Here is a 22,960-nt window from a genome sequence, read left to right on the forward strand (position 1 = left end):
TAAGTTTTTGTGTTGACGAGTGGACAAGGCTTCAGTCTACAAGGTCTCGTGGTCTTGTTCGCTCGTTTCCTTGTCAACTGTTTATTTCAATAAATTTCTTCAGCGTTTTCAGTGCCTGTCCGCTTTCCAGCGAACGGCGGGCGATGTCGATGCATTCGTCGATATCCTTGCCCGGCTCCATGAGCTGGATGGCAAAAGCGGCGTTCACCAGTACGCAGTGCTTCTGTGCCGGCGTGGCGCGGTTGGTGAGCACGGCGTCAAAGATGCGGCTGGCGTCTTCGCGACTCCGTCCTCCTTGCAGTTCGGTGGGGCTGGCCGGTTCGAAGCCCAGTTCCTGCGGGCGGTAGATACGTTCGTCGTGACGGGTCATCACCTTGAACTCGTCGGTCAGGGAGATTTCGTCGTAGTTGTCGAGGCTGTTGACCACGGCGAACTCGATGCCTGCCTTGTAGAATACGTAGGTGTAGAGGCGCATCAGTGACAACTGGCTCACGCCCAGCAGCTGGTAGGCCGGACGGCAGGGATTGACGAGCGGGCCCAGCAGGTTGAACAGCGTGCGTACGCCCAGTGCCTTGCGCACGGCGGCTACGGATTTCATGGCGGGATTGAAGAGCTGTGCATGCAGGTAGGCCAGGTTGCATTCGTCCATGCTGCGGCGCAGGGTGTCGGGGTTGGCGGTGAAGCGGATGCCGTGTTCCTCGATGACGTCGCTGGCACCGCTCACCGACGTGGCACCATAGTTGCCGTGCTTGGCTACCTTGTAGCCCGCACCTGCCACCACAAAGCAGGCGCAGGTGGAGATGTTGAATGTATTCTTGCCGTCGCCTCCGGTACCCACAATGTCGATGGGACGATAGGGCGCGAAGTCCACGGGTACACGTGTCTGCATCAGTGCTTCGCGGAAGCCGGTCAGCTCGTCTACAGTGATGTCGCGCATGCGGAAGGCTGTCAGCAGGGCGGCCACCTGCGCTTCGGGATAGCGGCCGTCGGTAATGTCGAGCAGCAGCTGTCGGGCTTCGGCCTCGCTGAGGTGCTCGTGATTGAAGAGTCGTGAAAGTATCTGTTTCATGAATGTTGGATGCTAAATGGTTGTTGATTCATTCTAATGATTTATCCAGTTGCGGATGATTTTGTCGCCCAAAGGAGTCAGTACCGATTCGGGGTGGAACTGGATGCCGTGTACGTCCAGTGTGCGGTGGCGCAGTCCCATAATCAGGCCTTCGTCGCTGACGGCGGTGACGGCCAGTGCGTCGGGGAGACCGTCGCGGTTTACTACCCACGAGTGGTAGCGGCCTACGGCGATGCGCGGAGGCAGTCCGTCGAACAGATAGTCGTCGGCCAGTTCGGGATGTTGGGGCGAGGGCAGGCTGATTTCGGTCTGTACGCCGTGGAACACGTCAGCCAGATTGCACAGTTTTGTGCCGAAGGCCTCACCGATGGCCTGTTCACCCAGGCAGACACCCAGGATGGGTTTGGTCGGTGCGTAGGTTTGGATGGCGGGCAGCAGCAGGCCGGCTTCGCTGGGGATGCCGGGACCGGGTGAGAGCAGCAGTTTGTCGTAGGCGGCGAGGTCGGGCAGGGCGAAACGGTCGTTGCGGAGCACGGTGACCCGGGCGCCAGCCTGTTCGACCAGTTGCACCAGATTGTAGGTGAACGAGTCGTAGTTGTCTATGATAGCGATATGTGTCATTGTCAATGATGGTAATAAAATGATTAATGGTATTCTTTCAGTTCTTTGAGGAAGAGGCGGATTCTTTCCACATCTTTTATGCCGGGCGATGTCTCGAAGCGGCTGTTGAGGTCGATGCCGGCCAGTTGCGGATGGCGGAACTGCCGGATGGCCCGTGCGCTGCCTGCGTTGAGTCCTCCGCTCAGGAAGAAAGGTGTCTGTCCGGTGTAGCGGTTCAGCAAGGTCCAGTCGAACTGCCGGCCGGTACCACCCCGTTGGGGAGTCTTGCTCTCGAACAGGAAGTAGTCGCAGACACCGTGATAGTCGTCGGTGGCAGCCAGGTCGCGGGGAGTAGCCAGGTGGAAAGCCTTGATGACGGTCAGTCCGTGTCCTTCGCGCAGCGCGCGGCAGTACAGGGGCGACTCGTCGCCGTGCAGTTGTACGCAGTCCAGTCCGAAACGGTCGGCATACGTCAGTACGGTTTCTTTGCTTTCGTTGACGAAGACGCCTACGGGGCGGGCTTGCTGGGGCAGGTAGCTGGGCATCTGGTAGACGAAGCGCGGCGAACGGGGATAGAACACCAGTCCGATGTAGTCCACACCCAGGGCTTCGACTTGGCGGATGTTGTCGCCGTCGGTCATGCCGCATACTTTGATCAACAGGTTCATAAGGCTGACGGAGTAGGGAGGTTAGACATTTGTTGGATGAATGTATGCAGCTCCTGTCCGGGCCGGTCGCCTCGCATGAAGCGTTCGCCGATGAGCAGGCCACGATAGCCGTGGTTGCGTAGCAGACAGGCGGTTTCAGGGTCATGAATGCCGCTCTCGGCTACGAGCAACGGGCGTTGGGGCAGACTTTCTGTAGCCTTTGTCAAGGCATCGGCCAGGGTAAGGGCATGCGAGGCATCGGTGTGGAAGGTACCCAGGCTGCGGTTGTTCACTCCCACGAGGTCGGGGGCACAGGCGACGTAACCGAGTTCGTCCGGGCTGTGCAGTTCGAGCAATACTTCCAGTCCCAAGTGGTGGGCTTCTTCGGCCAGCGCCATGCATTGCGTAAATTCCAGACAGGCCGCGATGAGCAGTACGGCATCGGCCCCTGCGGCTCGGGCTTGCAGCAGCTGATAGGAATCAATGACGAAATCCTTGCGCAGAATGGGTAGACCGGTCAGCGGGCGCGCCACGGTGAGGTCGTCCAGCGTGCCGGCAAAGAAAGCCTCGTCTGTCAGGATGGACAGGACGGAAGCCCCGGCTGCTTCGTACTGGGGTATGACTTCTTCGGGTTTTGCTTCGCGGTTTATCCATCCTTTTGAGGGTGAACGGCGCTTGAATTCGGCAATGATGCCTGTCGTTGAGGCGGCCAGCGCTTGTTTCAGGCTGTGGCGGGCAGACTGCGGGTTGCGTTGGCCGATGATTTCCGTCAGCTTGCCGGCAGGCTGCAGCTGTTTCTGTGTTTCCACTTCCGCCCGTTTGTGTTCGATGATGGTTGTCAGAATGTCTTTTCCCATGTGTATTCCTCCTCTTATTTAAAAATCCTGTGCCAGCTCGATGGCGCGGCGCAGGGCGGCCAGCTTGTTGTTCACTTCCTGGAGCTCGTTCTCCACATTGCTCTTGGCTACGATACCTCCGCCTGCCTGGAACCACAGCACACTGTTGCGGCTCACGAAGGTCCGGATGGTAATGGCCTGGTTGAGCGATCCGTCCAGGCCGATGAAGCCGATGCATCCGCCGTAGGCGCCGCGGTTGTGCGGTTCCAGTTCGCTGATGAGCTGCATGGCCCGCACCTTGGGAGCGCCGCTCAGCGTACCGGCCGGGAAGGTATCGAGAAAAGTCTTCACGGCTCCGGCTCCCGGTCGCAGGTCGCCGCTGACGCGGCTCACCAGGTGGATGACGTGGCTGTAGAACTGCGGTTCGCGGAAGAAGTCTACACGCACATCGGTGCAGTTTCGTGCCAGGTCGTTTCGTGCCAGGTCTACCAGCATCACGTGTTCGGCGTTCTCCTTGGGGTCGTCCAGCAGGCGGCGGGTAGCGGCTTCGTCTTCCTCGCAGTTACCGGTGCGTCGGGTGGTACCGGCTATGGGGTCGATGTAGGCCCGTTCGTCGGCAATGCGGCAGTGCGTCTCGGGCGAAGAGCCGAAGATGCGGAATCCGCCGAAGTCGAAATAGAAAAGGTAAGGTGAAGGATTGACACTGCGCAGCGCACGGTACAGGTTGAAGTCATCGCCTTCGAAATGTTGCTCAAAACGGCGTGACAGTACTATCTGGAACACGTCGCCCCGCAGGCAATGGGCAATGCCCTGACGGATGTTGGCGCGGTGTTCGTCATCGGTCAGGGTCGAAGTAACTTCTCCCGTGGGACGGAAGCCGTAGGTGGGGAAGTTGCGGTTCATCACCGCCTTCTGCACCTGGTTGAGGTTACTGGTCTCGCCTTCGGCCAGCATCTCGATGAGCATCAGTTCGTGGCGGAAGTCGTTGAATACGATGAGGTAGCGGTAGAGGATGTAGAGTGCGTCGGGGGCATCATTCCGTTCCTGCCGGCTGTCCTTCACGGCAATGCCTTCGAGGTAGCGGACGGCGTTGAACGACGTATAGCCGTAGAGGCCGCAGTAGCGGCTTCCTTCGCCTGTGACGTGGAAGCGGGCCAGAAAATGGTCCAGGGCTGCCGCCATCCCTCCTTCGGATTCCAAACTGTTTTGTTGCCGCGAACCGTCGGGCAGGCGGGTCACTACTGTTCCATGACCGATGCTGATGGAAGCGATGGGACACAGGCCGATGAAAGAGCGGCCGTTTTCACCCCCGTGGTAGTCAGAGCTTTCCATGAGGGCGCTTTGTGGGAAAAGGTCACGCAGTTTCAGGTACGTGCTCACTGGAGTGTGGATGTCGCCCGGCAGGGTGCGCAGTTGGGTAGTATAATGGTAAGTCATAAGTTAAATTCAGTTTGATGTTTCAGATAAGTGTCCATGTCTTTGTCTCCGCGGCCCGATACAGTGATGACTACTACATCGTCGGGACGTGCTTGTAGGTGAGGAAGCACAGCCAGTGCGTGGGCGCTTTCCAGTGCGGGGATGATGCCCTCCAGACGGGTCAGTTCGTAGGCGGCGCGCAAGGCTTCGTCGTCGTTGATGGCCAGGACTTCGGCCCGTTTGGTGGCAGCCAGATGGGCGTGCAGGGGGCCGATGCCCGGATAGTCCAGTCCGGCGGAGATGGAGTAAGGCTCCGTTACCTGTCCGTCTTCATTCTGAATGACATAGGTGCGTGCGCCGTGCAGGATACCCATGCGTCCCAGGGCCAGGGTGGCTGCTGTCTTGCCCGAGTCTACTCCCAGACCGCCGGCTTCGGCCAGCACGATGTGTACCCGGAGGTCGTCCACAAAGCGAAGCAGGGTACCGGCGGCGTTACTGCCTCCGCCCACGCAGGCTATCAGATAGTCGGGGTATTCGCGTCCTTCGAATTCGGGGAGCTGGCGGGCAATCTCTTCCCCGATGACCGACTGCAGATGGGCCACCAGTTGCGGATAGGGGTGCGGGCCCACGGTAGAACCTATCAGGTAGTAGGTGTCGTCCGGGTGGCAGCACCAGTAGCGGATGGCTTCGTTGGTGGCATCCTTCAGGGTGGCGTTGCCCGAGGTGACGGGTACAACCTCTGCTCCCAGCATCTTCATCTTTTCCACGTTGACGTGCTGGCGTTCGATGTCGGTCTTTCCCATGAAGACCAGGCACTCCATGCCGGCCAGGGCACAGACGGTGGCGGCGGCTACACCGTGCTGTCCGGCACCGGTCTCGGCAATGATGCGGCTTTTACCCATGCGGCGGGCCAGCAGCATCTGCCCCACGGCGTTGTTGATCTTGTGGGCACCGGTGTGGTTCAGGTCTTCGCGCTTGAGGTAGACCTTGCAACCATATTTCTCGGACAGGCGTTTGGCGTGATAGAGGGGGGAAGGACGTCCAACGTAGTGTTTCAGCAGGTCTTCGAATTCGCGTTTGAAATCATCGCTGGGCAGGATGGTGCGGCAGGCTTCCTGCAGCTGGCTGACGCAGCGGTGCAGTATCTCGGGGATGTAAGCTCCGCCGAACTCACCGTAGTAGCCGTTTGAATCGATTGAGTAGTTCATTGTTGCAATGTATTTTGAGGTTATTGTTTCTGGGGTTGTGATAAAAAGAAAAGAGCTCCGTCGCAAGTTGCGGCGAAGCTCTTTTCTTTTTCTTGTCCTTCCGTCTGTCCTTGTCCCGTCTGGAACCTGGAAGCGGTGGTATCAATGACTGCAAATACGAGTGTTGCCCCCTTTACGACTGTATGTAAGTTGTAACGGTTGCCACCACCAATATTTATGCAGGTTGATAATCATCTTTTGTTACGTTTTATTGTTTAACGAGGGCAAATGTATGCATTTTATTTGGAAATACAAGCGTTTGCTTGAAAAAGTTATAAAAATATAGGCCAAAGCTACAGATAGTGTTTGTCTGCCTGTAGCTTCGGCCTGTTACTCATTACTTATATTGTGCCCAGTCCACGTTGCGCATGTCGCCGCTCTTGGCCAGTTCGGCGTGCAGGCCCAGTGCGGCACGGATGGCGTGCGGAGTCTGCGACTTGCCGTCGGTCAGCTTCAGGTAATCCCACAGGATGTTCTTGTAGTCGGGGTGAACGCAGTTCTCGATGATGAGCTGTGCACGTTCCTTCGGGCTCTTGCCACGCAGGTCGGCCACACCCTGTTCGGTGACGATGATGTTGACGTCGTGTTCGCTGTGGTCGACGTGCGATACCATCGGCACGATGGCGCTGATTTTGCCTTCCTTCGTAACGGACGGACAGGTGAAAATCGAGATATAGGCGTTGCGGGTAAAGTCGCCGCTGCCGCCGATGCCGTTCATCATCTTGGTACCGCCGATGTGGGTGGAGTTGACGTTGCCGTAGATGTCGGCCTCGATGGCGGTGTTGATGGAGATGACACCCAGGCGGCGGATCACCTCGGGGCTGTTGGAGATTTCCGACGGGCGGAGTACCAGCTTGTCGCGGAAGAAGTCCATGTCATCGTATACGCCCTGCAGGCAGTCGTTGGTCACGGTGAGCGAACAGCCGGAAGCGAACTTCACGCGGCCGTCGCGGATGAGGCCGATGACAGAGTTCTGAATCACTTCCGTGTAGACATCGAAAGCGGGGATGGTGGTGTCGCGTCCCAGGGCGCCCAGTACGGCGTTGGCGATGTTGCCCACACCGCTCTGCAGGGGCAGGAAGCTCTGCGGGATGATGCCGCGCTTCATGTCGTGTACCAGGAAGTCGGCCACGTTCTGTCCGATCTTGTCGGTCACGGGGTCGGCAGCCGAGAACGAGCGGGCTTCATCGGGCCAGTTGGTCTCTACCACGCCTACAATCTTCTTCGGGTCTACCTGGATGTAGGGCAGGCCGATGCGGTCGTTGGGCTTGGTGATGGGAATCTCGCGACGGTAAGGCGGGTCGAGGGGTTCGTACACGTCGTGCAGACCCATGGCAGCCTTGCTGTGGGCGGCGTTCAGTTCGACGATGATTTTGTCGGCCAGGCGGCAGATGGTGGGCGAGATACCGCCGGCAGCCGTCAGGTAGATTTTACCGTCCTCGGTCAGTTCGCAGGCTTCGATAATGGCTACGTCCACTTTGCCCATGAATCCGTAGCGCAGTTCCTGTGCCATCTGTGAGAGGTGGATGTCGTTGTAGGCGATTTCGCCGTTGTTGACGGCCGTACGGAAGTCTTTGTTGGTGGTATAGGGAGCACGGTAGCGGATGGCTTTCACGCGCGAGAGGATGCCGTCGCAGGCGTCGCCGGTCGATGCGCCGGTGAAGATTCCTACCTGGAAGGGGTTTCCTTTAGCATGCTCGGCTTCGGCAATGCCGGCCAGGGCGTGTGTGACTGCCTTTGCAGTTCCTGCGGGAGTAAATCCGCTCAAACCAATGTTGTAGCCATGTTTGATCAGGCTTGCAGCTTCTTCTGCTGAGATGTAATTGAATGCCATAATTCTTTATCGTTACTATCTTTAAAATGTTGTTTTAGTATTTCCTTTTCAATATTTCTGCCCAGATGATGCCCCGGCGTACTTCTTCGGCCGACCGGATGTCGATATCGGCGGCGGTGTTTTCAGGTTCGGTCGGGTGTTCCGTCTGTTTGCGCCCGTCGGGGTGTGTGCTTCGGTGAAGGTCGTTGTCTGCACGGCCTTTCGGGATGAAGGGCTGGGGCGCCTGTTTGCGTTTGTTGCCTTTGGATTGTGTCGGTTTGGGTTGTGGAGCAGGGGGAGGGATGGGGATTCCTTCCCAGTTTTCTGGAAGCGGACGGGTTTCGTGGGGAAAGGGCATGTCGTTTTCGTCCGTGGAAGGAGAGGCCGCATGCCGGGCTTCCTTCCTGGCTTGTCTGACGAAACCGATGATGATGATGCCTGCCACCAGCAGAAACTTTAAGATGTCTTCCATACTCAGGTTGTGTTTATTCCACCGCCAAAGGTAACCAAATAATCTGATTGTAGCCAATAAAAACGGCAATAAAAAAGGGCAGCTTCACAGCTCCCCTTATTTTTTTAACCTAAACCTTAACTATGAAAAAATCTAATGTTTTTTTTCAAGTACAAAAATGTAAATTTTGTCGAATACATCCAAATGCATTTTCATTATTGTTCATTCGTTTAATGATAATTAACTTTTTAAGGAGGAATAGTGGGGTAAATCGGCTTGTGTGGGCACACGGACAGGTGGTTTGGAGCAGTTTCAGATTTTTCTCCAATGGGGAAAAAGTTATTTTGCAGTTGGGGAGAATGATTCGGGCAACTGGGGAGCCGGAGGCTTCGTCAGGAAAGTTGCCGTCGGGGAGGTCGTCGGGCGCGGGTTGGTGTCGGATGTCTTGAGGGATGGCAGGGAAGGGGTAAAGCGCTGAAAACTATGTCTCCATTTTTGTACTTCCCCCGGTTTGCACTATCTTTGCCGCTTGAATTAACGATTATACCTATATTATATGGAAAAGAAGATGGGAGCAGACTTTAAATCTGCAACTACCGACAGCGAAAAGAAACTGTTTATCGAGACGTACGGCTGCCAGATGAACGTGGCCGACAGTGAAGTGATTGCCTCTGTGATGCAGATGGCAGGGTATGGTATGGCCGAGACGCTGGACGAGGCCGACGCGGTGTTCATGAACACCTGCTCCATCCGCGACAACGCCGAGCAGAAGATACTGAACCGCCTGGAGTTCTTCCATTCGCTCAAGAAGAAGCGGCCGCACCTCATTGTGGGCGTCCTGGGCTGCATGGCCGAGCGCGTGAAGGACGACCTCATCGCCCACCATCACGTGGATCTCGTGGTAGGCCCCGACGCCTACCTGACGTTGCCCGAGCTGATTGCCTCCGTCGAGGCGGGCGAGAAGGCCATCAACGTGGAGCTTTCGACCACGGAAACTTATCGCGACGTCATCCCCTCGCGCATCTGCGGCAACCATATCTCGGGCTTCGTGTCCATCATGCGCGGGTGCAACAATTTCTGCACCTACTGCATCGTGCCCTACACCCGCGGACGCGAGCGCAGCCGCGACGTGGAGAGTATCCTGCGCGAGGTGGCCGACCTGCAGCAGAAAGGCTACAAGGAAGTGACCCTGCTGGGGCAGAACGTCAACTCCTACCGCTTCGAGCGGCCCGACGGCGAAGTCGTCACCTTCCCCATGCTGCTGCGCACTGTGGCCCAGGCGGCTCCTTCGATGCGCATCCGCTTCACCACCTCGCACCCCAAGGACATGAGCGACGAGACGCTGCACGTCATCGCCGAAGAGCCCAACGTGTGCCGCCACATCCACCTGCCCGTGCAGAGCGGCAGCAGCCGCATCCTGAAGCTGATGAACCGCAAGTACGACCGCGAGTGGTACCTGGAGCGTGTGGCCGCCATCCGCCGCATCATCCCCGACTGTGGTCTCTCGACCGACATCTTCAGCGGCTTCCACAGCGAGACGGAGGAAGACCACCGGATGTCGCTTTCGCTGATGGAGGAATGCGCCTACGACTCCGCCTTCATGTTCAAGTACTCCGAGCGTCCCGGCACCTATGCCTCCAAGCACCTGCCCGATGATATCCCCGAAGAGGTGAAAATCCGTCGTCTGAACGAAATCATCGCCCTGCAGAACCGCCTGTCGGCCGAAGCCAACGCGCGTTGCGTGGGTAAGACCTACGAGGTGCTGGTCGAGGGCGTGTCGAAGCGCAGCCGCGACCAGCTTTTCGGCCGTACGGAGCAGAACCGCGTCGTGGTGTTCGACCGCGGCACGCACCGTGTGGGCGACCTGGTGACGGTACGCATCACAGGCTCCAGTTCGGCCACGCTGCTGGGCGAAGAGATCGCTTGATGAACAATATTTACAAACCATAAGGCTTTCGGATAATTGCTCCGAAGCCGCCTGAAAAAAGGTTTCAACCCCAGAGGGCTTATGTTTCAAACATGCAGGGTCTATGTTTCAAACATAAGCCCTCTATGTTTGAAACATCGGAATCCCTTCTCTGGAAAGCGCTTCCGGACTTGCTTCTTCCCTGTTTTCCTCCATTGGTTATAATTCGTTACAACGGGAGAAAACTGAAATGTTAAAGTGCGTTTCCTCCGTACTTTAGTAGAAGGAAAATGCTTATATTTAAGAAATTTATCATCGAAAAACATGTCTAACCCTTAAAATCGAAGCGTATGAGAAAGTATTTGGCAGAGATGATAGGCACGATGGTGCTTGTCTTGATGGGATGCGGCAGCGCCGTATTCGCAGGTAATGCAGCCGACACCGTAGGTGCCGGAGTAGGAACTTTGGGAGTAGCCCTGGCTTTCGGCTTGTCCGTAGTGGCCATGGCCTATACGATTGGAAGTATTTCGGGATGCCACATCAATCCTGCCATTACGCTGGGAGTGTGGATGTCGGGACGCATGAGTAGCCGGGATGCTTCGATGTACATGATTTTTCAGGTAGTGGGCGCCCTTATCGGTTCGTTCATACTGGCGTTGCTGGTGTCGTCGGGCGGATTCGACGGACCTACAACCACCGGCTCCAATACGTTCGATCCGGGCGAGACGGGGCAGGCATTCATTGCCGAAGCCGTGTTTACCTTTATCTTTGTACTGGTAGTACTTGGCTCGACCGACGAAAAAGGCGGTGCGGGCAATCTGGCCGGCCTGGCCATTGGCTTGACGCTGGTGCTCATCCACATCGTCTGCATTCCCATTACAGGTACGTCGGTCAATCCGGCCCGAAGCATCGGTCCCGCTTTGCTCGAAGGCGGACAGGCACTTTCGCAGCTGTGGCTCTTCATCGTAGCTCCGTTTGTGGGTGCTGCGTGCAGCGCGCTGGTGTGGAAGTTCTTTGCGGCAGGCCGCAAGTAGTCTTTATTTCCCGAAGAAATAGCGCGAAAGTCCCAACCGGTAAATAGCTTGTTCAATGGCGAGGCTGCCGCCCACAGCGAGGGCGGTGGCTGTCGTCAGGAACAGCATGCCCGTAGGGTCGAAGGCCAGCAGGGGCAGGTAGCCCTTGACCAGCATGGTGAAAATGGGCGAAAAGAGCAGGATGGCCAGCGTGTGGCGTCCGATGTACAGGCTGCCTTGGCGGAGACGGGGCGTCAGCAGGGGGTAGAAGCGGAGCAGCAGGCAGGCGGCCAGATAGGTGATGAGGACTCCGGCCAGCGTGCCGCGCGACAGGTTTTCGGGCACGGCGCACAGTAGGACGAGCGGCACGGCGGCCCAGAGTGACGGGCGGAAGAAGCGGTTCAGCAGTACGCCGCTTTGCGCCAGTATGCACCCGCCCAGGAAGTAGGCGGCGTTCTCGAAAGCCAGCAGGTGCAGACGTGCCAGCCCATAGAAACCGAGCCCGAGGAGGATGAAGCGGGTAAACGTCTGTCCCCGCACCAGGCGGAAGACGACGTAGTAGAGCAGGGCGCAGAGCATCAGCGTGTGCAGGTACCAGTAAGGACCCACGGGCGAGACGAAGAGCGCCTCGACCACGGCCGGCAGGCTCAGTTCCTCCAGCCCCTGGCGAACGGGCAACAGGCTGGAAGCCACCGCATAGCCCGTCTCCATCACGGCATAGGGGATGAAAATCCACAGATATTTCCGCAGGAACTGCCTGGCTGGCTTGCCGATGTGGGTCAGGTAGCCCGAGATGAGCAGGAAGACAGGCATGTGGAAGGTGTAGACCACCTGCTTGGCGTAGGGATACTTGTCGCCGATGTAGGCCAGGTGGAAGACTACCATCAGCAGGATGCAGACGCATTTCAGGTAGTCTATCTCGTCCATTCTGCCGGACGGGGTGCGTTCGTTTCCGAGGAACGGAGCCGTTGTCTTCATGTGGGTGCGGGTTCTAAGGGGTTAGCTGGATGCAAAAGTACACCATTTTGCCGCTCCCCGGAAACGATGGGGCGAGTTTAACAGTCGCCGTCGGCCGTTCAGCGGCGTTCGGCCATCAGCGCGGGGGCTTCCGTTGCCTGGCGGCAGGCTACGGGTACGTTGTCTTTGTCCAGCTCGTAGATGGTCTGCTTTACGTCTTTGTTGTAGCTCTGGTCTGCTTCGTTCCAGAGGGCGTAGCTCATCACCACTTCACCGACCTCGTAGCGGTAGGTCATCTGGAAGTAGGGGACCCACTTGTCTGCCGTGCCGTCCCATTTGGTGGCCGTCTTGCTGACGAGGCGGTTCTGGTCGTCGTAGGCAAACTCGTAGTGCAGGTGGTTGTACAGATAGTTGCCGTCCTGCTTGTAGATGGTCTTCGATACGACGAGGTTGTTCTTCACTTCTTCGTTGGTGATGAAGTTCTCCTGTGCCAGGGCTTGGGTGTTGAGGATACTTACCAGGGTGAGGGCGGCGAATGCCAATGCTTTGAATACGTTCATAGTTTTCATAATGTTGTTCTTTTAAAGGGTTCTTGTTTTCAATGTTCGTTCTATTGGTTAGACGTTGTCCGCGGAAGGAAAAGTTGCACCGTCGGGCTTCTTTTTTTCTGGGGCGTCCATCCGCCTATAGATATTCAAATGCCGTGCCAAAACTATAAACAATTGAAAATCAGTGTTTATTGTATTGCCGCCCGTGTCCGATATCGAACAGGTGTCCGCTTTTGGCGGACACTTTGGGGCGGTTTCTGTCCGTCGGGCGGCATTGCCTTGCCCCAAATGCGCCGATGTTCCGCCTCCGAACAAAGTATGTTTTCCCTCCGAAGAAGCAATGTTTCGGGGCAAAGAAAGCAATGTTTTCCAGTGAGGAAAGCCATGCTTTTCCTGCGGTGGGGCGGTGGAGGCTGCCGGAGGCTTCCCGACGGGCCCCTGCGACACGGTGCTTCGTGAGGGTGCGACACAGTGCTTCCTGAGGGTGTCACGAAGCACTTCCTGAGGGGGTGACGAAGCACTTCGTCAGAGGGTCAGGAAGCACTGCATGGGAACGTCGCGGAGCACTGCGGCGCGGAGGCTGCCCGGAAGCGTTCTTCGGGCACGCGCATGTCTTAAATCTCCTTAACAAACGGCCTGTAAATCACTTTTTATTTGTTATTTTGCACCAAATTTAGGTGTGCTGTGTCCCGGCTGTTCGCGGATGCGCCGCCTTAGGCCGGAATTGTCGATGAATACACTCACTATAAAAACCTGTCCGTTGTGTGGCGGAACCCATCTGGAGCGAACGCTGACGTGCGTGGACCATTATGCCACGGGTGAGGCGTTCCACCTGTGCCGTTGTGCCGACTGCGGCTTCCTGTTCACCCAGGACTTCCCCGTGGAGGCGGAGATAGGCCGCTACTACGAGACGCCCGACTACATCTCGCATTCGGATACCCGCAAGGGGCTGATGAACCGGGTGTACCACTGGGTGCGCCGCTACATGCTGAAGCGCAAGGCACGGCTGGTGAGCAGCGAGGCACACCGCCGCGAAGGCCGCCTGCTGGACATCGGGACGGGGACGGGCTACTTTGCCGACACCATGCAGCGGCTGGGCTGGCAGGTGGAGGCGGTGGAGAAGAGTGCCCCCGCCCGTGAGTTTGCCCTCGCCCACTTCGGCCTGCAGGTACGCCCCGACACGGAGCTGGGCAGCTATGCCGACGACAGCTTCGACGTCATTACCCTGTGGCACGTGATGGAGCATCTGGAGCATCTGAACGAGACGTGGGAGACGCTGCGCCGCCTGCTCACCGACAAGGGTGTGCTCATCGTGGCCGTGCCCAACTGCTCGTCCTACGACGCCCGCAAGTATGGTGCCTACTGGGCCGCCTACGATGTGCCCCGCCACCTGTGGCACTTCACGCCCGCCACCATGCAGCAGCTGGCCTCGAAGCACGGCTTCATCCTGTCGGCCCGCTACCCCATGCCGTTCGATGCCTTCTACGTGTCGATGCTCACCGAGCGCCACATGCGCCGTTCGTGCCCCTTCGTGCGCGGCCTGCTGACGGGCACACTGGCCTGGCTGAGCTCGCTGGTGCGCAAGGACCGCAGCAGTTCCATGATTTACGTATTCAGAAAGAAGAAATTATGAAATCCAGACCCACCTCTCCCCAGTCGCCGTTGTTCGACATGCAGTTCGTCACCTCGTGCATCAGCACCACGCTGGTGTTGCTGCTGCTGGGCCTGGTCGTGTTCTTCGTGCTGGCCGCCCGCAACCTGTCGGTGTATGTCAAGGAGAACATCAACTTCTCCATCGTCATCAGCGACGACATGAAGGAGCGCGACATCCTGCGCCTGCAGAAGAGCCTGAACGGTGAGCCGTTCGTGAAGAGCACCGAATACATCTCCAAGAAGCAGGCCCTTGAGGAACAGACCGAGGCGATGGGTACCGACCCGCAGGAGTTTCTGGGCTACAACCCCTTCTCAGCCTCCATCGAGGTGAAGCTGAAGTCCGACTACGCCAACGCGGACAGCATCGCCAAAATCGAGAAGCAGATACGGAAGAACACCGATATACAGGACGTGCTCTACCAGAAGGAGCTGGTAGACGCGGTGAACGACAACATCCGCAAGATCAGCCTCCTGCTGCTGGGGCTTGCGGTGATACTGGCCATGATATCGTTTGCGCTGATCAACAACATGATACGCCTGAGCATCTACTCCAAGCGCTTCCTGATACACACCATGAAGCTGGTGGGGGCGAGCTGGAGTTTCATCCGCCGTCCGTTCCTGCGCCGCAACTTCTGGATAGGGGTACTCGCGGCCGGCCTGGCCGACGGGCTGTTGTGGGCGGCGGCCACCTGGCTGGTGGAGCAGGAACCCGAACTGATCAAGGTCATCACGCCCGAAGTCATGCTGCTGGTGTCGGTGGCTGTGCTGGCGTTCGGCGTGCTCATCACGTGGCTCTGTGCCTTCTTTTCGGTCAACAAGTATCTGCGCATGAAGGCCGGTGCGCTTTATCGGATTTGACACAGGTTGGACAATAAAAACAATTGAATATAGAGATATGGATAAGAAAAAGTTTGCTTTCGACAAGACCAATTTCATTCTGCTGGCCGTGGGTATGCTGGTGGTCATCATCGGCTTTGTGCTGATGACGGGCCCTTCATCCACGCCGACGCACTTCGAGCCCGATATCTTCAGTGTGCGCCGCATCAAGGTAGCTCCTGTAGTGTGCCTGGTGGGCTTCCTGTTCATGATTTATGGCGTGTTGCGTCGCCCCAAGGATGAAAATGTTTCAGAAGAAGAATAACATAAATTGAATAGATAAACAATATGGGTGATTTGACTACATGGGAGGCAATAATTATTGCTGTAGTGGAAGGATTGACGGAATTTTTGCCTGTTTCTTCTACTGGACATATGATTATAACACAGAATATGTTGGGAGTGGAGAGCACAGAGTTTGTGAAGGCTTTTACTGTAATTATACAATTTGGCGCCATTCTTTCGGTCGTATGTTTGTATTGGAAGCGTTTCTTTCGTCTGAACCATACGCCTGCTCCGCAAGGTGCGTCTTCTCTACAACGCTTTCTGCATAAATTTGATTTTTATTGGAAGTTACTTGTAGCTTTTATACCGGCTGCTGTTTTAGGTTTTCTGTTCAGTGACAAAATAGATGCGATGCTTGAAAGTGTGGTAGTTGTAGCTGTAATGCTTGTGATAGGGGGCATTTTCATGCTATTTTGTGACCGTATCTTCTCCAAGGGCAGTGAGAAGACGGAAGTGACGGAAAAGCGAGCCTTCTTTATCGGTTTGTTTCAGTGTATAGCGATGATACCCGGAGTTTCTCGTTCTATGGCTACGATTGTAGGTGGTATGTCCCAAAAGCTGACGCGTAAAGATGCAGCAGAGTTTTCGTTTTTTTTGGCTGTCCCTACAATGTTTGCGGCAACGGCTTATAAAGTCTTGAAATTGTTTTTGGATGGAGGAACCGAGATTCTGGTCAATAATTTGTCTGCTTTGCTTATAGGTAACGTGGTTGCATTTATAGTCGCATTATTGGCTATCAAATTCTTTATCAGTTTTGTTACCAAATATGGATTCAAAGCTTTTGGCTGGTATCGGATTATTGTAGGAGGATTGATCATAATTATGTTGCTGTGTGGACACTCGCTGGAGGTCTTATAAAGATAGATGATGAATTTTAAGAAAGGAGAAGTCTTATACCTGAACAAGCCGTTGGGCTGGACATCGTTCAAGGTAGTGGGCCACGTGCGCTACCACATCTGCCGGCGGCTGGGCGTGAAGAAGTTGAAAGTGGGCCATGCCGGCACGCTCGACCCCCTGGCTACGGGCGTCATGATTGTGTGCACAGGTAAGGCAACGAAGCGGATAGAAGAGTTTCAGTATCACACGAAGGAGTACATCGCCACCATCCGGCTGGGCGCTACAACCCCTTCCTACGACCTGGAGCACGAGATAGATGCCGTCTATCCCACGGAGCACATCACCCGCGAGCTGGTGGAGGAGACGCTGAAACGTTTTGTCGGCGAGATACAGCAGGTACCCCCTGCCTTCTCAGCCTGCATGGTGAACGGCAAGCGCGCCTACGACCTGGCACGCAAGGGCGAGGACGTGGAGCTGAAGCCCAAGCTGCTGGTCATCGACGAGATAGAGCTGCTGGAGTGCAACCTGCCCGAGATAAAGGTGCGCGTGGTGTGCAGCAAGGGTACCTACATCCGGGCCCTGGCCCGCGACATCGGCGAGGCGCTGGACAGCGGTGCCCATCTGACGGCCCTGGAGCGTACACGCGTGGGCGACGTCTGCATAGAGGACTGCCTCAATCCGCTGGACTTCAGGGAGTGGATCGACGCGCAGGAGATAGAGACGGAAGAAGAACAATAAAAACAACCTATATAAAAAGAAAGGAAAGATATGAAACTGTCGCAATTCAAATTCAAGCTTCCTGAAGAGAGGATAGCTCTGCATCCCACCAAGTACAGGGATGAGTCGCGCCTGATGGTGCTGCACCGCAAGACAGGGGAGATAGAACATCGGGTGTTCAAGGAAATACTGGACTATTTCGACGACAAGGATGTGTTTGTCTTCAACGACACCAAGGTTTTTCCCGCCCGCCTGTATGGCAACAAGGAGAAAACCGGTGCCCGCATCGAGGTGTTCCTGCTGCGCGAGCTGAATGAAGAACTGCGCTTGTGGGACGTGCTCGTCGACCCTGCCCGCAAGATACGTATCGGCAACAAGCTCTACTTCGGCGACGACGACTCGATGGTGGCCGAAGTCATCGACAACACCACTTCGCGCGGACGTACGCTGCGTTTCCTCTACGACGGTCCGCACGATGAATTCAAGAAGGCCCTCTATGCCCTGGGCGAGACGCCGCTGCCCCACAGCATCATCAACCGCCCCGTAGAGCCCGAGGATGCCGAACGCTTCCAGTCCATCTTTGCCCGCCACGAAGGTGCCGTAACGGCTCCTACGGCCAACCTGCACTTCAGCCGCGAGCTGATGAAGCGCATGGAGATCAAGGGTATCGACTTTGCGTTCATCACCCTGCATGCCGGCCTGGGCAACTTCCGTGAAATCGACGTGGAAGACCTGACGAAGCACAAGACCGACTCCGAGCAGATGATTGTGGACCAGGAAGCCGTCAACATCGTCAACCGTGCCAAGGACCTGAACAAGCAGGTATGCGCGGTAGGTACGACGGTGATGCGTGCCATCGAGAGCACCGTCAGCACCGACGGCCATCTGAAGACCTACGACGGCTGGACGAACAAGTTCATCTTCCCGCCCTACGACTTCACCGTGGCCAATGCGATGGTGTCCAACTTCCACATGCCGCTCTCCACGCTGCTGATGATTGTGGCCGCTTTCGGCGGATACGAGCAGGTGATGAACGCCTACGACGTGGCTCTGAAGGAAGGCTACCGCTTCGGTACCTATGGCGATGCCATGCTGATTACGGATAAGTAAACTGATCTAATGAAGAACGAAGAATGAAGAATGAAGAATTCTCAGAGAAAGAGTTTGTGAGCGAAGAAATAGATAACCCTATGGCCTCTGCATCGCAAGGAAATGCTTCATCATTCTTCATTCTTCATACTTCATTTGTGTACTTTTTAGGGTTGGGTACCAACCTCGGCAACAAGGAGCAGAACCTCCGCGATGCCGTGCAGAAGATAGAAGAGCGGATAGGGAGAGTCACCTCCCTGTCCGCTTTTTATGCAACGGCCCCTTGGGGCTTCAATTCGGCCAACAGCTTCCTGAACGCCGCCTGCCGGGTCGAGACGCCGCTGTCTCCCTTGCAGGTATTGGATGCTACCCAGGCCATCGAGCGCGAGCTGGGGCGCACGGCCAAGTCGGCGGACGGCGTGTATCACGACCGCATCATCGACATCGACCTGCTGCTCTGCTTCACCTCCGAAGGGGAGCCTGTCACCCTGAACCACCCCCGCCTGACGCTGCCCCATCCGCTGATGCACCTGCGCGATTTTGTGATGCAGCCGCTGGCCGAAATAGCTCCCGAGGTCGTATAATTCGGTACGGACGACCGTTCTTCGTGGCAAAGTTCGGAGGAGAGAATCGGCTGCTGAAGGAAAAATATCGTTAAAGAATGGCCGCCGAACGGGATTTCTTCGTATCTTTGCGCCCGAAATAACCATGTGGAAAGATTTGAGTAGCTTGCAACCACAGAAAAAAATGCTAAAACACATACTTTTCTGAAACGTACGGCCTTGTGCGCCGATACTTCTACTCGCTGAACTTTCCCATTCAAACTTTGTTTTATTAATTACTTAATCGTTATTGAAATGGGATACTTGTTTACATCCGAATCGGTGTCTGAAGGACACCCCGACAAAGTGGCCGACCAAATATCGGACGCTGTACTTGACAAACTGCTGGCCTATGACCCCAGTTCGAAGGTCGCTTGCGAAACGCTGGTGACTACGGGACAGGTGGTGCTGGCCGGTGAAGTGAAGACCAAGGCCTACGTAGACCTCCAGCTCATTGCCCGCGAGGTCATCAAGAAGATTGGCTATACGAAAGGCGAATACATGTTTGAGAGCAATTCGTGCGGTGTGCTGAGCGCCATCCACGAGCAGAGCCCCGACATCAACCGCGGTGTGGAGCGTCAGGACCCCATGGAGCAGGGTGCAGGCGACCAGGGTATGATGTTTGGCTATGCTACCAATGAGACCGAAAACTACATGCCGCTCTCGCTCGACCTGGCACACCGCATCCTCCAGGTGCTGGCCGACATCCGTCGCGAAGGCAAGCAGATGACCTACCTGCGCCCCGATGCCAAGAGTCAGGTGACCATCGAATACGACGACAACGGAACGCCCGTGCGCATCGATACCATCGTTGTTTCCACGCAGCACGACGACTTCATCCAGCCGGCTGATGATACCGAGGAAGCACAGCTGAAAGCAGATGAAGAGATGCTGGCCATTATCCGCTACGACGTCATTAATACGCTGATGCCGCGTGTCATCGCTTCCATCCATGCTCCGAAGGTGCTAGCCCTGTTCAACGACGACATCAAGTACCATGTCAACCCCACCGGCAAGTTCGTGATTGGCGGCCCTCATGGCGATACCGGCCTGACAGGGCGCAAAATCATTGTTGATACCTACGGTGGCAAGGGTGCACATGGAGGTGGTGCTTTCTCCGGCAAGGACCCCTCGAAGGTCGACCGTTCAGCTGCCTATGCCGCCCGCCACATTGCCAAGAACCTCGTGGCTGCCGGTGTGGCCGACGAGATACTGGTGCAGGTGAGCTATGCCATCGGTGTGGCTCGTCCCATCAATATCTACGTCAATACGTACGGACGCAGCCATGTGAATATGAGCGACGGCGAGATCGCCCGCAAGATTGACGAGCTGTTTGACCTCCGTCCCAAGGCTATCGAGGACCGTCTGAAGCTGCGTAATCCTATTTATCAGGAAACGGCTGCCTACGGTCACATGGGTCGTGAGCCGCAGGTGGTGACCAAGCACTTCAAGAGCCGCTACGAAGGCAACAAGGACGTTACGGTAGAGCTCTTCACGTGGGAGAAGCTCGACTATATCGATAAGGTGAAGGCTGCTTTCGGACTTTAATCCGAAAGGGCTGTTAGCTGCGAGGAGGGTGTGCCAGGACAGAGTGAATGATGGTACGCCCTCCTCGTTTTTTTGTCCATAAGCGCGCTTTTCTGACTGAAATCATGTACCTTTGCCTGCAAAACCAATCCGTATCGCCAAGATGAACAAAATAAACTCCGTTTGCGTCTACAGTGCTTCGAGCACCAAGATAGATTCTATATATTTTGAGACGGCCCGCGAGCTGGGAACGTTGCTGGCCCGTTCGGGTGTCCGCGTGGTCAACGGGGCCGGAAACATGGGCCTGATGGCTGCCGTTTCCGACGCCGCGCTGGCTGCCGGTGGCCGGGTGACGGGTGTCATTCCCCGCTTCATGGTGGAGCAAGGCTGGCACCACAAGGGACTGACTGAGCTGATTGAGGTGGACACCATGCACGAGCGCAAGCAGAAGATGGCCGACCTGAGCGATGCTGTCATCGCTTTGCCCGGCGGATGCGGCACGTTGGAAGAGCTGCTCGAGGTCATCACCTGGAAACAGCTGGGCCTATATCTGAAGCCCATTGTCATCCTGAATGTGAAGGGCTACTATGATCCCTTGCTCGAGATGTTCGGTCGGGCGGCGGAAGAACATTTCATGGGAGCCCGTCACATGGATATCTGGCGGGTGGCCCGTACGGCACAGGAGGCTTGGGAACTGGTACAGTCCACTCCGTTGTGGGACGTTTCGATCCGTAAGTTTGCGGCTTTATGATGATGTTGGGAGCTTGGTTGCAGACTTTGGTGGCCGGGGCGGCCGATGTGGGCATTCCGTTGCCTTATTCGCCGGAGCGCGACGACTGTGTCGCGCTGGTGCTGCTGTGTTGCTTCTTCCTCTCGTCCTATGTTTTGTCGCACAGTCACAAGTTCCTGTTGCAGTTGGGTCACGACTTCATCATGCATCGCGAGCGTGCCAGTATCTTTGCCACTTCCACCGGTACAGACATGCGTTACCTGTTGTTGTTGCTGTTGCAGATGTGCGTCTTGTCGGGATTGTTTCTATTTGTCTGTTCGGGCAGTCTGATGCCGGAGTGGATAGAACGTTTTCCTTCATTTTGGCTGCTGGGTGCTTACGTAGGCATTTGTGTCGTCTATTTGTTTGTCAAATGGTTGCTCTACTCTTTCTTGGGATGGATTTTTTTCAACAAGAATGCGGTCTCTTTCTGGATGGAGTCCTATTCAACCCTTCTCTATTATTTGGGCTTTGGTTTGTTCCTGTCCATTCTGGTCATTGTTTACCTTCATCTGTCGCTGCAAATTTCTGTTATCATCGGGCTTGTTTTACTCGGATTGGTTAAAATATTGATGTTTTATAAGTGGATAAAGCTTTTTTGTTATAATTTGTTCGGCAGTTTGCTTTTAATTTTGTACTTTTGTGCCCTTGAAATCATGCCCTGTATGATGTTGTACAGCGGTTTGGTGCAGTTAAATGATTATTTAACAATAAATTTTTAGGACGTTGAAAATTAAAAAAGTGCTTGTGTCGCAGCCGAAGCCGGCCTCCGAAAAGTCTCCATATTACGACATAGCAGAAAAATACGGAGTGAAAATAGATTTTCGCCCGTTCATTAAAGTGGAGAGTGTTTCAGCAAAAGAGTTCAGACAGCAGAAGATCTCTATTCTGGATCATACGGCTGTTATTTTCACTTCCCGTCATGCCATTGATCATTTCTTCCATCTGTGTGCGGAGTTGCGTGTGACCATTCCCGAAACGATGAAGTACTTCTGTGTAACGGAGGCCATCGCCCTTTATATCCAGAAGTATGTGCAGTATCGCAAGCGTAAGATTTTCTTCGGACAGACAGGCAAGTTCGACGATTTGCTGCCGGCCATCCTGAAACATAAGACCGAGAAGTATCTGGTGCCGATGTCGGACGTGCATACCGATGAAATCAAGAATGCATTGGACAAGAACAAGATTCAGCATGACGAGGCCGTCATGTATCGCACGGTGAGCAACGACTTCCAGCCGGGTGAGGTCTTCGACTACGACATGCTGGTGTTCTTCAGTCCGGCCGGAGTATCTTCCTTGCAGAAGAACTTCCCTAACTTCGAGCAGAAGGATATCAAGATCGGTACCTTCGGGTCGACTACGGCACAGGCCGTACGCGATGCCGGTCTGCGTCTCGATCTGGAAGCTCCCAGTGTGAAGGCTCCGTCGATGACTGCCGCCCTCGACATGTTTATCAAGGAGAACAATAAAGAATAGTGAACCGTTTACGTAAGCCCGAGAGGCTGAGCCGAAAAAAGATAATAGAGAAGTTGTTCGCGGGAGGCTCGCGTTCCTTCTCTATTTTTCCTTTGCGGGTAGTGTGGCTGCCGGTAGAGGAACTCAACGTGCAGGCTTCTCTGCTGGTCAGCGTGTCCAAGCGTCGCTTCAAGCGGGCCGTGAAGCGCAACCGCGTGAAGCGGCAGATCCGTGAGGCCTACCGCCTGAACAAACAGCCTCTGCTGGAGGCGCTGGCGGAGAAGGATTTGCGTCTGGCCCTTGCCTTTATCTATCTGTCCGACGAGCTGGTTGATTCGACGGTGATAGCGGAAAAAATGAAAATCGCCCTGGTGCGTATTGTCGAAAAGGTTTCGGCCGGTCAGCCGGCCCCGTCTGCCGAATGATCAGAAAGGTGCTGACATACCTGCTGCTGCTCCCCATTTACTTCTATCAGCGGTGCATCTCCCCGCTGACTCCCCCTTCCTGCCGTTTTACGCCCACGTGCTCGCAGTATGCCGTTGAGGCGCTGAAGAAGCACGGTCCCATTAAGGGACTGTATCTGGCCGTCAGGCGCATCCTGCGCTGTCATCCCTGGGGAGGGTCGGGCTATGATCCCGTTCCTTAAA

At 55.7% G+C, this 22,960-nt stretch carries 25 protein-coding genes; 15 read left to right on the plus strand and 10 right to left on the minus strand.

The genetic code is table 11. The features are described 5' to 3' along the window. Positions 1–73 precede the first annotated feature (73 nt). From trpD to BQ7483_RS14920, 8 genes are all read right to left on the minus strand, one after another. Positions 74–1,069, minus strand: a complete 996-nt coding sequence (trpD, locus tag BQ7483_RS14885; protein ID WP_022021765.1) for an anthranilate phosphoribosyltransferase — start codon at positions 1,067–1,069, stop codon at positions 74–76. Between the two features lie 33 nt (positions 1,070–1,102). Continuing rightward, a complete protein-coding gene (locus tag BQ7483_RS14890) occupies positions 1,103–1,690 on the minus strand; it encodes an anthranilate synthase component II (RefSeq protein ID WP_072546434.1) in 588 nt (195 codons plus the stop codon). A gap of 23 nt (positions 1,691–1,713) precedes the next feature. Next, on the minus strand, positions 1,714–2,337 hold the full coding sequence (locus BQ7483_RS14895; RefSeq protein WP_022021767.1) for a phosphoribosylanthranilate isomerase: 624 nt from the start codon (positions 2,335–2,337) through the stop codon (positions 1,714–1,716). Then, positions 2,334–3,173 (minus strand): indole-3-glycerol phosphate synthase TrpC, encoded by an 840-nt coding sequence (gene trpC / locus BQ7483_RS14900; RefSeq protein WP_072546435.1) that lies wholly within the window; start codon positions 3,171–3,173, stop codon positions 2,334–2,336. The genes BQ7483_RS14895 and trpC overlap by 4 nt, the downstream gene beginning before the upstream one ends. 18 nt (positions 3,174–3,191) lie before the next feature. Continuing rightward, the gene (locus BQ7483_RS14905; protein ID WP_072546436.1) at positions 3,192–4,589 is read right to left on the minus strand and encodes an anthranilate synthase component I family protein; all 1,398 of its coding nucleotides are present in this window, start codon (positions 4,587–4,589) and stop codon (positions 3,192–3,194) included. Next, on the minus strand, positions 4,586–5,776 hold the full coding sequence (trpB, locus tag BQ7483_RS14910; protein ID WP_022021770.1) for a tryptophan synthase subunit beta: 1,191 nt from the start codon (positions 5,774–5,776) through the stop codon (positions 4,586–4,588). Before trpB ends, BQ7483_RS14905 begins: the two co-directional genes overlap by 4 nt. Positions 5,777–6,152: 376 nt before the next feature. Continuing rightward, the gene (locus BQ7483_RS14915) at positions 6,153–7,649 is read right to left on the minus strand and encodes a butyryl-CoA:acetate CoA transferase (RefSeq protein WP_072546437.1); all 1,497 of its coding nucleotides are present in this window, start codon (positions 7,647–7,649) and stop codon (positions 6,153–6,155) included. Positions 7,650–7,683: 34 nt separating this feature from the next. Beyond that, complete coding sequence (locus BQ7483_RS14920) at positions 7,684–8,100, minus strand: hypothetical protein (protein ID WP_022021772.1); 417 nt, start codon at positions 8,098–8,100, stop codon at positions 7,684–7,686. 535 nt (positions 8,101–8,635) lie between these two features. On the opposite strand from BQ7483_RS14920, the gene miaB reads away from it, so the two are divergent. Both miaB and BQ7483_RS14930 read left to right on the plus strand, forming a co-directional pair. Next, entirely contained in the window at positions 8,636–10,006 is a 1,371-nt protein-coding gene (gene miaB / locus BQ7483_RS14925; protein WP_072546438.1) for a tRNA (N6-isopentenyl adenosine(37)-C2)-methylthiotransferase MiaB, read from the plus strand. Positions 10,007–10,335: 329 nt separating this feature from the next. After that, a complete protein-coding gene (locus tag BQ7483_RS14930) occupies positions 10,336–11,019 on the plus strand; it encodes an MIP family channel protein (protein WP_072546439.1) in 684 nt (227 codons plus the stop codon). Positions 11,020–11,022: 3 nt separating this feature from the next. On the opposite strand, the gene BQ7483_RS14935 is transcribed toward BQ7483_RS14930, so the two are convergent. Beyond that, positions 11,023–11,976: an acyltransferase family protein gene (locus tag BQ7483_RS14935; RefSeq protein WP_072546440.1), complete on the minus strand. Its 954-nt coding sequence runs from the start codon at positions 11,974–11,976 to the stop codon at positions 11,023–11,025. A 98-nt stretch (positions 11,977–12,074) separates the two neighbouring features. Beyond that, the gene (locus BQ7483_RS14940) at positions 12,075–12,524 is read right to left on the minus strand and encodes a DUF3836 domain-containing protein (protein ID WP_072546441.1); all 450 of its coding nucleotides are present in this window, start codon (positions 12,522–12,524) and stop codon (positions 12,075–12,077) included. Positions 12,525–13,233: 709 nt separating this feature from the next. Between BQ7483_RS14940 and BQ7483_RS14950 the strand changes: the two genes are divergently transcribed. The 13 genes from BQ7483_RS14950 to yidD all read left to right on the plus strand — a co-directional run bounded on the left by BQ7483_RS14950 (position 13,234) and on the right by yidD (position 22,959). Further along, the gene (locus BQ7483_RS14950; RefSeq protein WP_072546443.1) at positions 13,234–14,136 is read left to right on the plus strand and encodes a class I SAM-dependent methyltransferase; all 903 of its coding nucleotides are present in this window, start codon (positions 13,234–13,236) and stop codon (positions 14,134–14,136) included. Next, positions 14,133–15,014, plus strand: coding sequence for a cell division protein FtsX (locus BQ7483_RS14955; protein ID WP_072546444.1), 882 nt, complete (start codon positions 14,133–14,135; stop codon positions 15,012–15,014). Before BQ7483_RS14950 ends, BQ7483_RS14955 begins: the two co-directional genes overlap by 4 nt. 37 nt (positions 15,015–15,051) lie before the next feature. Then, positions 15,052–15,297 carry a DUF3098 domain-containing protein gene (locus BQ7483_RS14960; protein ID WP_022021779.1) on the plus strand — a complete coding sequence of 82 codons (246 nt, stop codon included), beginning with the start codon at positions 15,052–15,054 and terminating at the stop codon, positions 15,295–15,297. Between the two features lie 23 nt (positions 15,298–15,320). Further along, positions 15,321–16,175 (plus strand): undecaprenyl-diphosphate phosphatase, encoded by an 855-nt coding sequence (locus BQ7483_RS14965; protein ID WP_022021780.1) that lies wholly within the window; start codon positions 15,321–15,323, stop codon positions 16,173–16,175. A 6-nt stretch (positions 16,176–16,181) separates the two neighbouring features. Continuing rightward, on the plus strand, positions 16,182–16,892 hold the full coding sequence (truB, locus tag BQ7483_RS14970; protein WP_022021781.1) for a tRNA pseudouridine(55) synthase TruB: 711 nt from the start codon (positions 16,182–16,184) through the stop codon (positions 16,890–16,892). A 30-nt stretch (positions 16,893–16,922) separates the two neighbouring features. Then, positions 16,923–17,981: a tRNA preQ1(34) S-adenosylmethionine ribosyltransferase-isomerase QueA gene (gene queA, locus BQ7483_RS14975; RefSeq protein WP_022021782.1), complete on the plus strand. Its 1,059-nt coding sequence runs from the start codon at positions 16,923–16,925 to the stop codon at positions 17,979–17,981. Positions 17,982–18,061: 80 nt separating this feature from the next. Beyond that, on the plus strand, positions 18,062–18,544 hold the full coding sequence (gene folK, locus BQ7483_RS14980) for a 2-amino-4-hydroxy-6-hydroxymethyldihydropteridine diphosphokinase (RefSeq protein ID WP_083535778.1): 483 nt from the start codon (positions 18,062–18,064) through the stop codon (positions 18,542–18,544). Between the two features lie 273 nt (positions 18,545–18,817). After that, positions 18,818–20,110 carry a methionine adenosyltransferase gene (metK, locus tag BQ7483_RS14985; protein ID WP_022021785.1) on the plus strand — a complete coding sequence of 431 codons (1,293 nt, stop codon included), beginning with the start codon at positions 18,818–18,820 and terminating at the stop codon, positions 20,108–20,110. A gap of 142 nt (positions 20,111–20,252) precedes the next feature. Then, the gene (locus tag BQ7483_RS14990; protein WP_022021786.1) at positions 20,253–20,840 is read left to right on the plus strand and encodes an LOG family protein; all 588 of its coding nucleotides are present in this window, start codon (positions 20,253–20,255) and stop codon (positions 20,838–20,840) included. After that, positions 20,837–21,580, plus strand: coding sequence for a DUF4271 domain-containing protein (locus tag BQ7483_RS14995; protein WP_022021787.1), 744 nt, complete (start codon positions 20,837–20,839; stop codon positions 21,578–21,580). Before BQ7483_RS14990 ends, BQ7483_RS14995 begins: the two co-directional genes overlap by 4 nt. A gap of 4 nt (positions 21,581–21,584) precedes the next feature. After that, the gene (locus tag BQ7483_RS15000; RefSeq protein WP_022021788.1) at positions 21,585–22,334 is read left to right on the plus strand and encodes a uroporphyrinogen-III synthase; all 750 of its coding nucleotides are present in this window, start codon (positions 21,585–21,587) and stop codon (positions 22,332–22,334) included. Continuing rightward, complete coding sequence (gene rnpA, locus BQ7483_RS15005; RefSeq protein ID WP_072546445.1) at positions 22,331–22,738, plus strand: ribonuclease P protein component; 408 nt, start codon at positions 22,331–22,333, stop codon at positions 22,736–22,738. Before BQ7483_RS15000 ends, rnpA begins: the two co-directional genes overlap by 4 nt. Continuing rightward, positions 22,735–22,959: a membrane protein insertion efficiency factor YidD gene (gene yidD / locus BQ7483_RS15010; protein ID WP_022021790.1), complete on the plus strand. Its 225-nt coding sequence runs from the start codon at positions 22,735–22,737 to the stop codon at positions 22,957–22,959. The genes rnpA and yidD overlap by 4 nt, the downstream gene beginning before the upstream one ends. Position 22,960: the final 1 nt, after the last annotated feature.

Source organism: Mediterranea massiliensis (assembly GCF_900128475.1).
GTDB lineage: Bacteria > Bacteroidota > Bacteroidia > Bacteroidales > Bacteroidaceae > Bacteroides > Bacteroides massiliensis_E.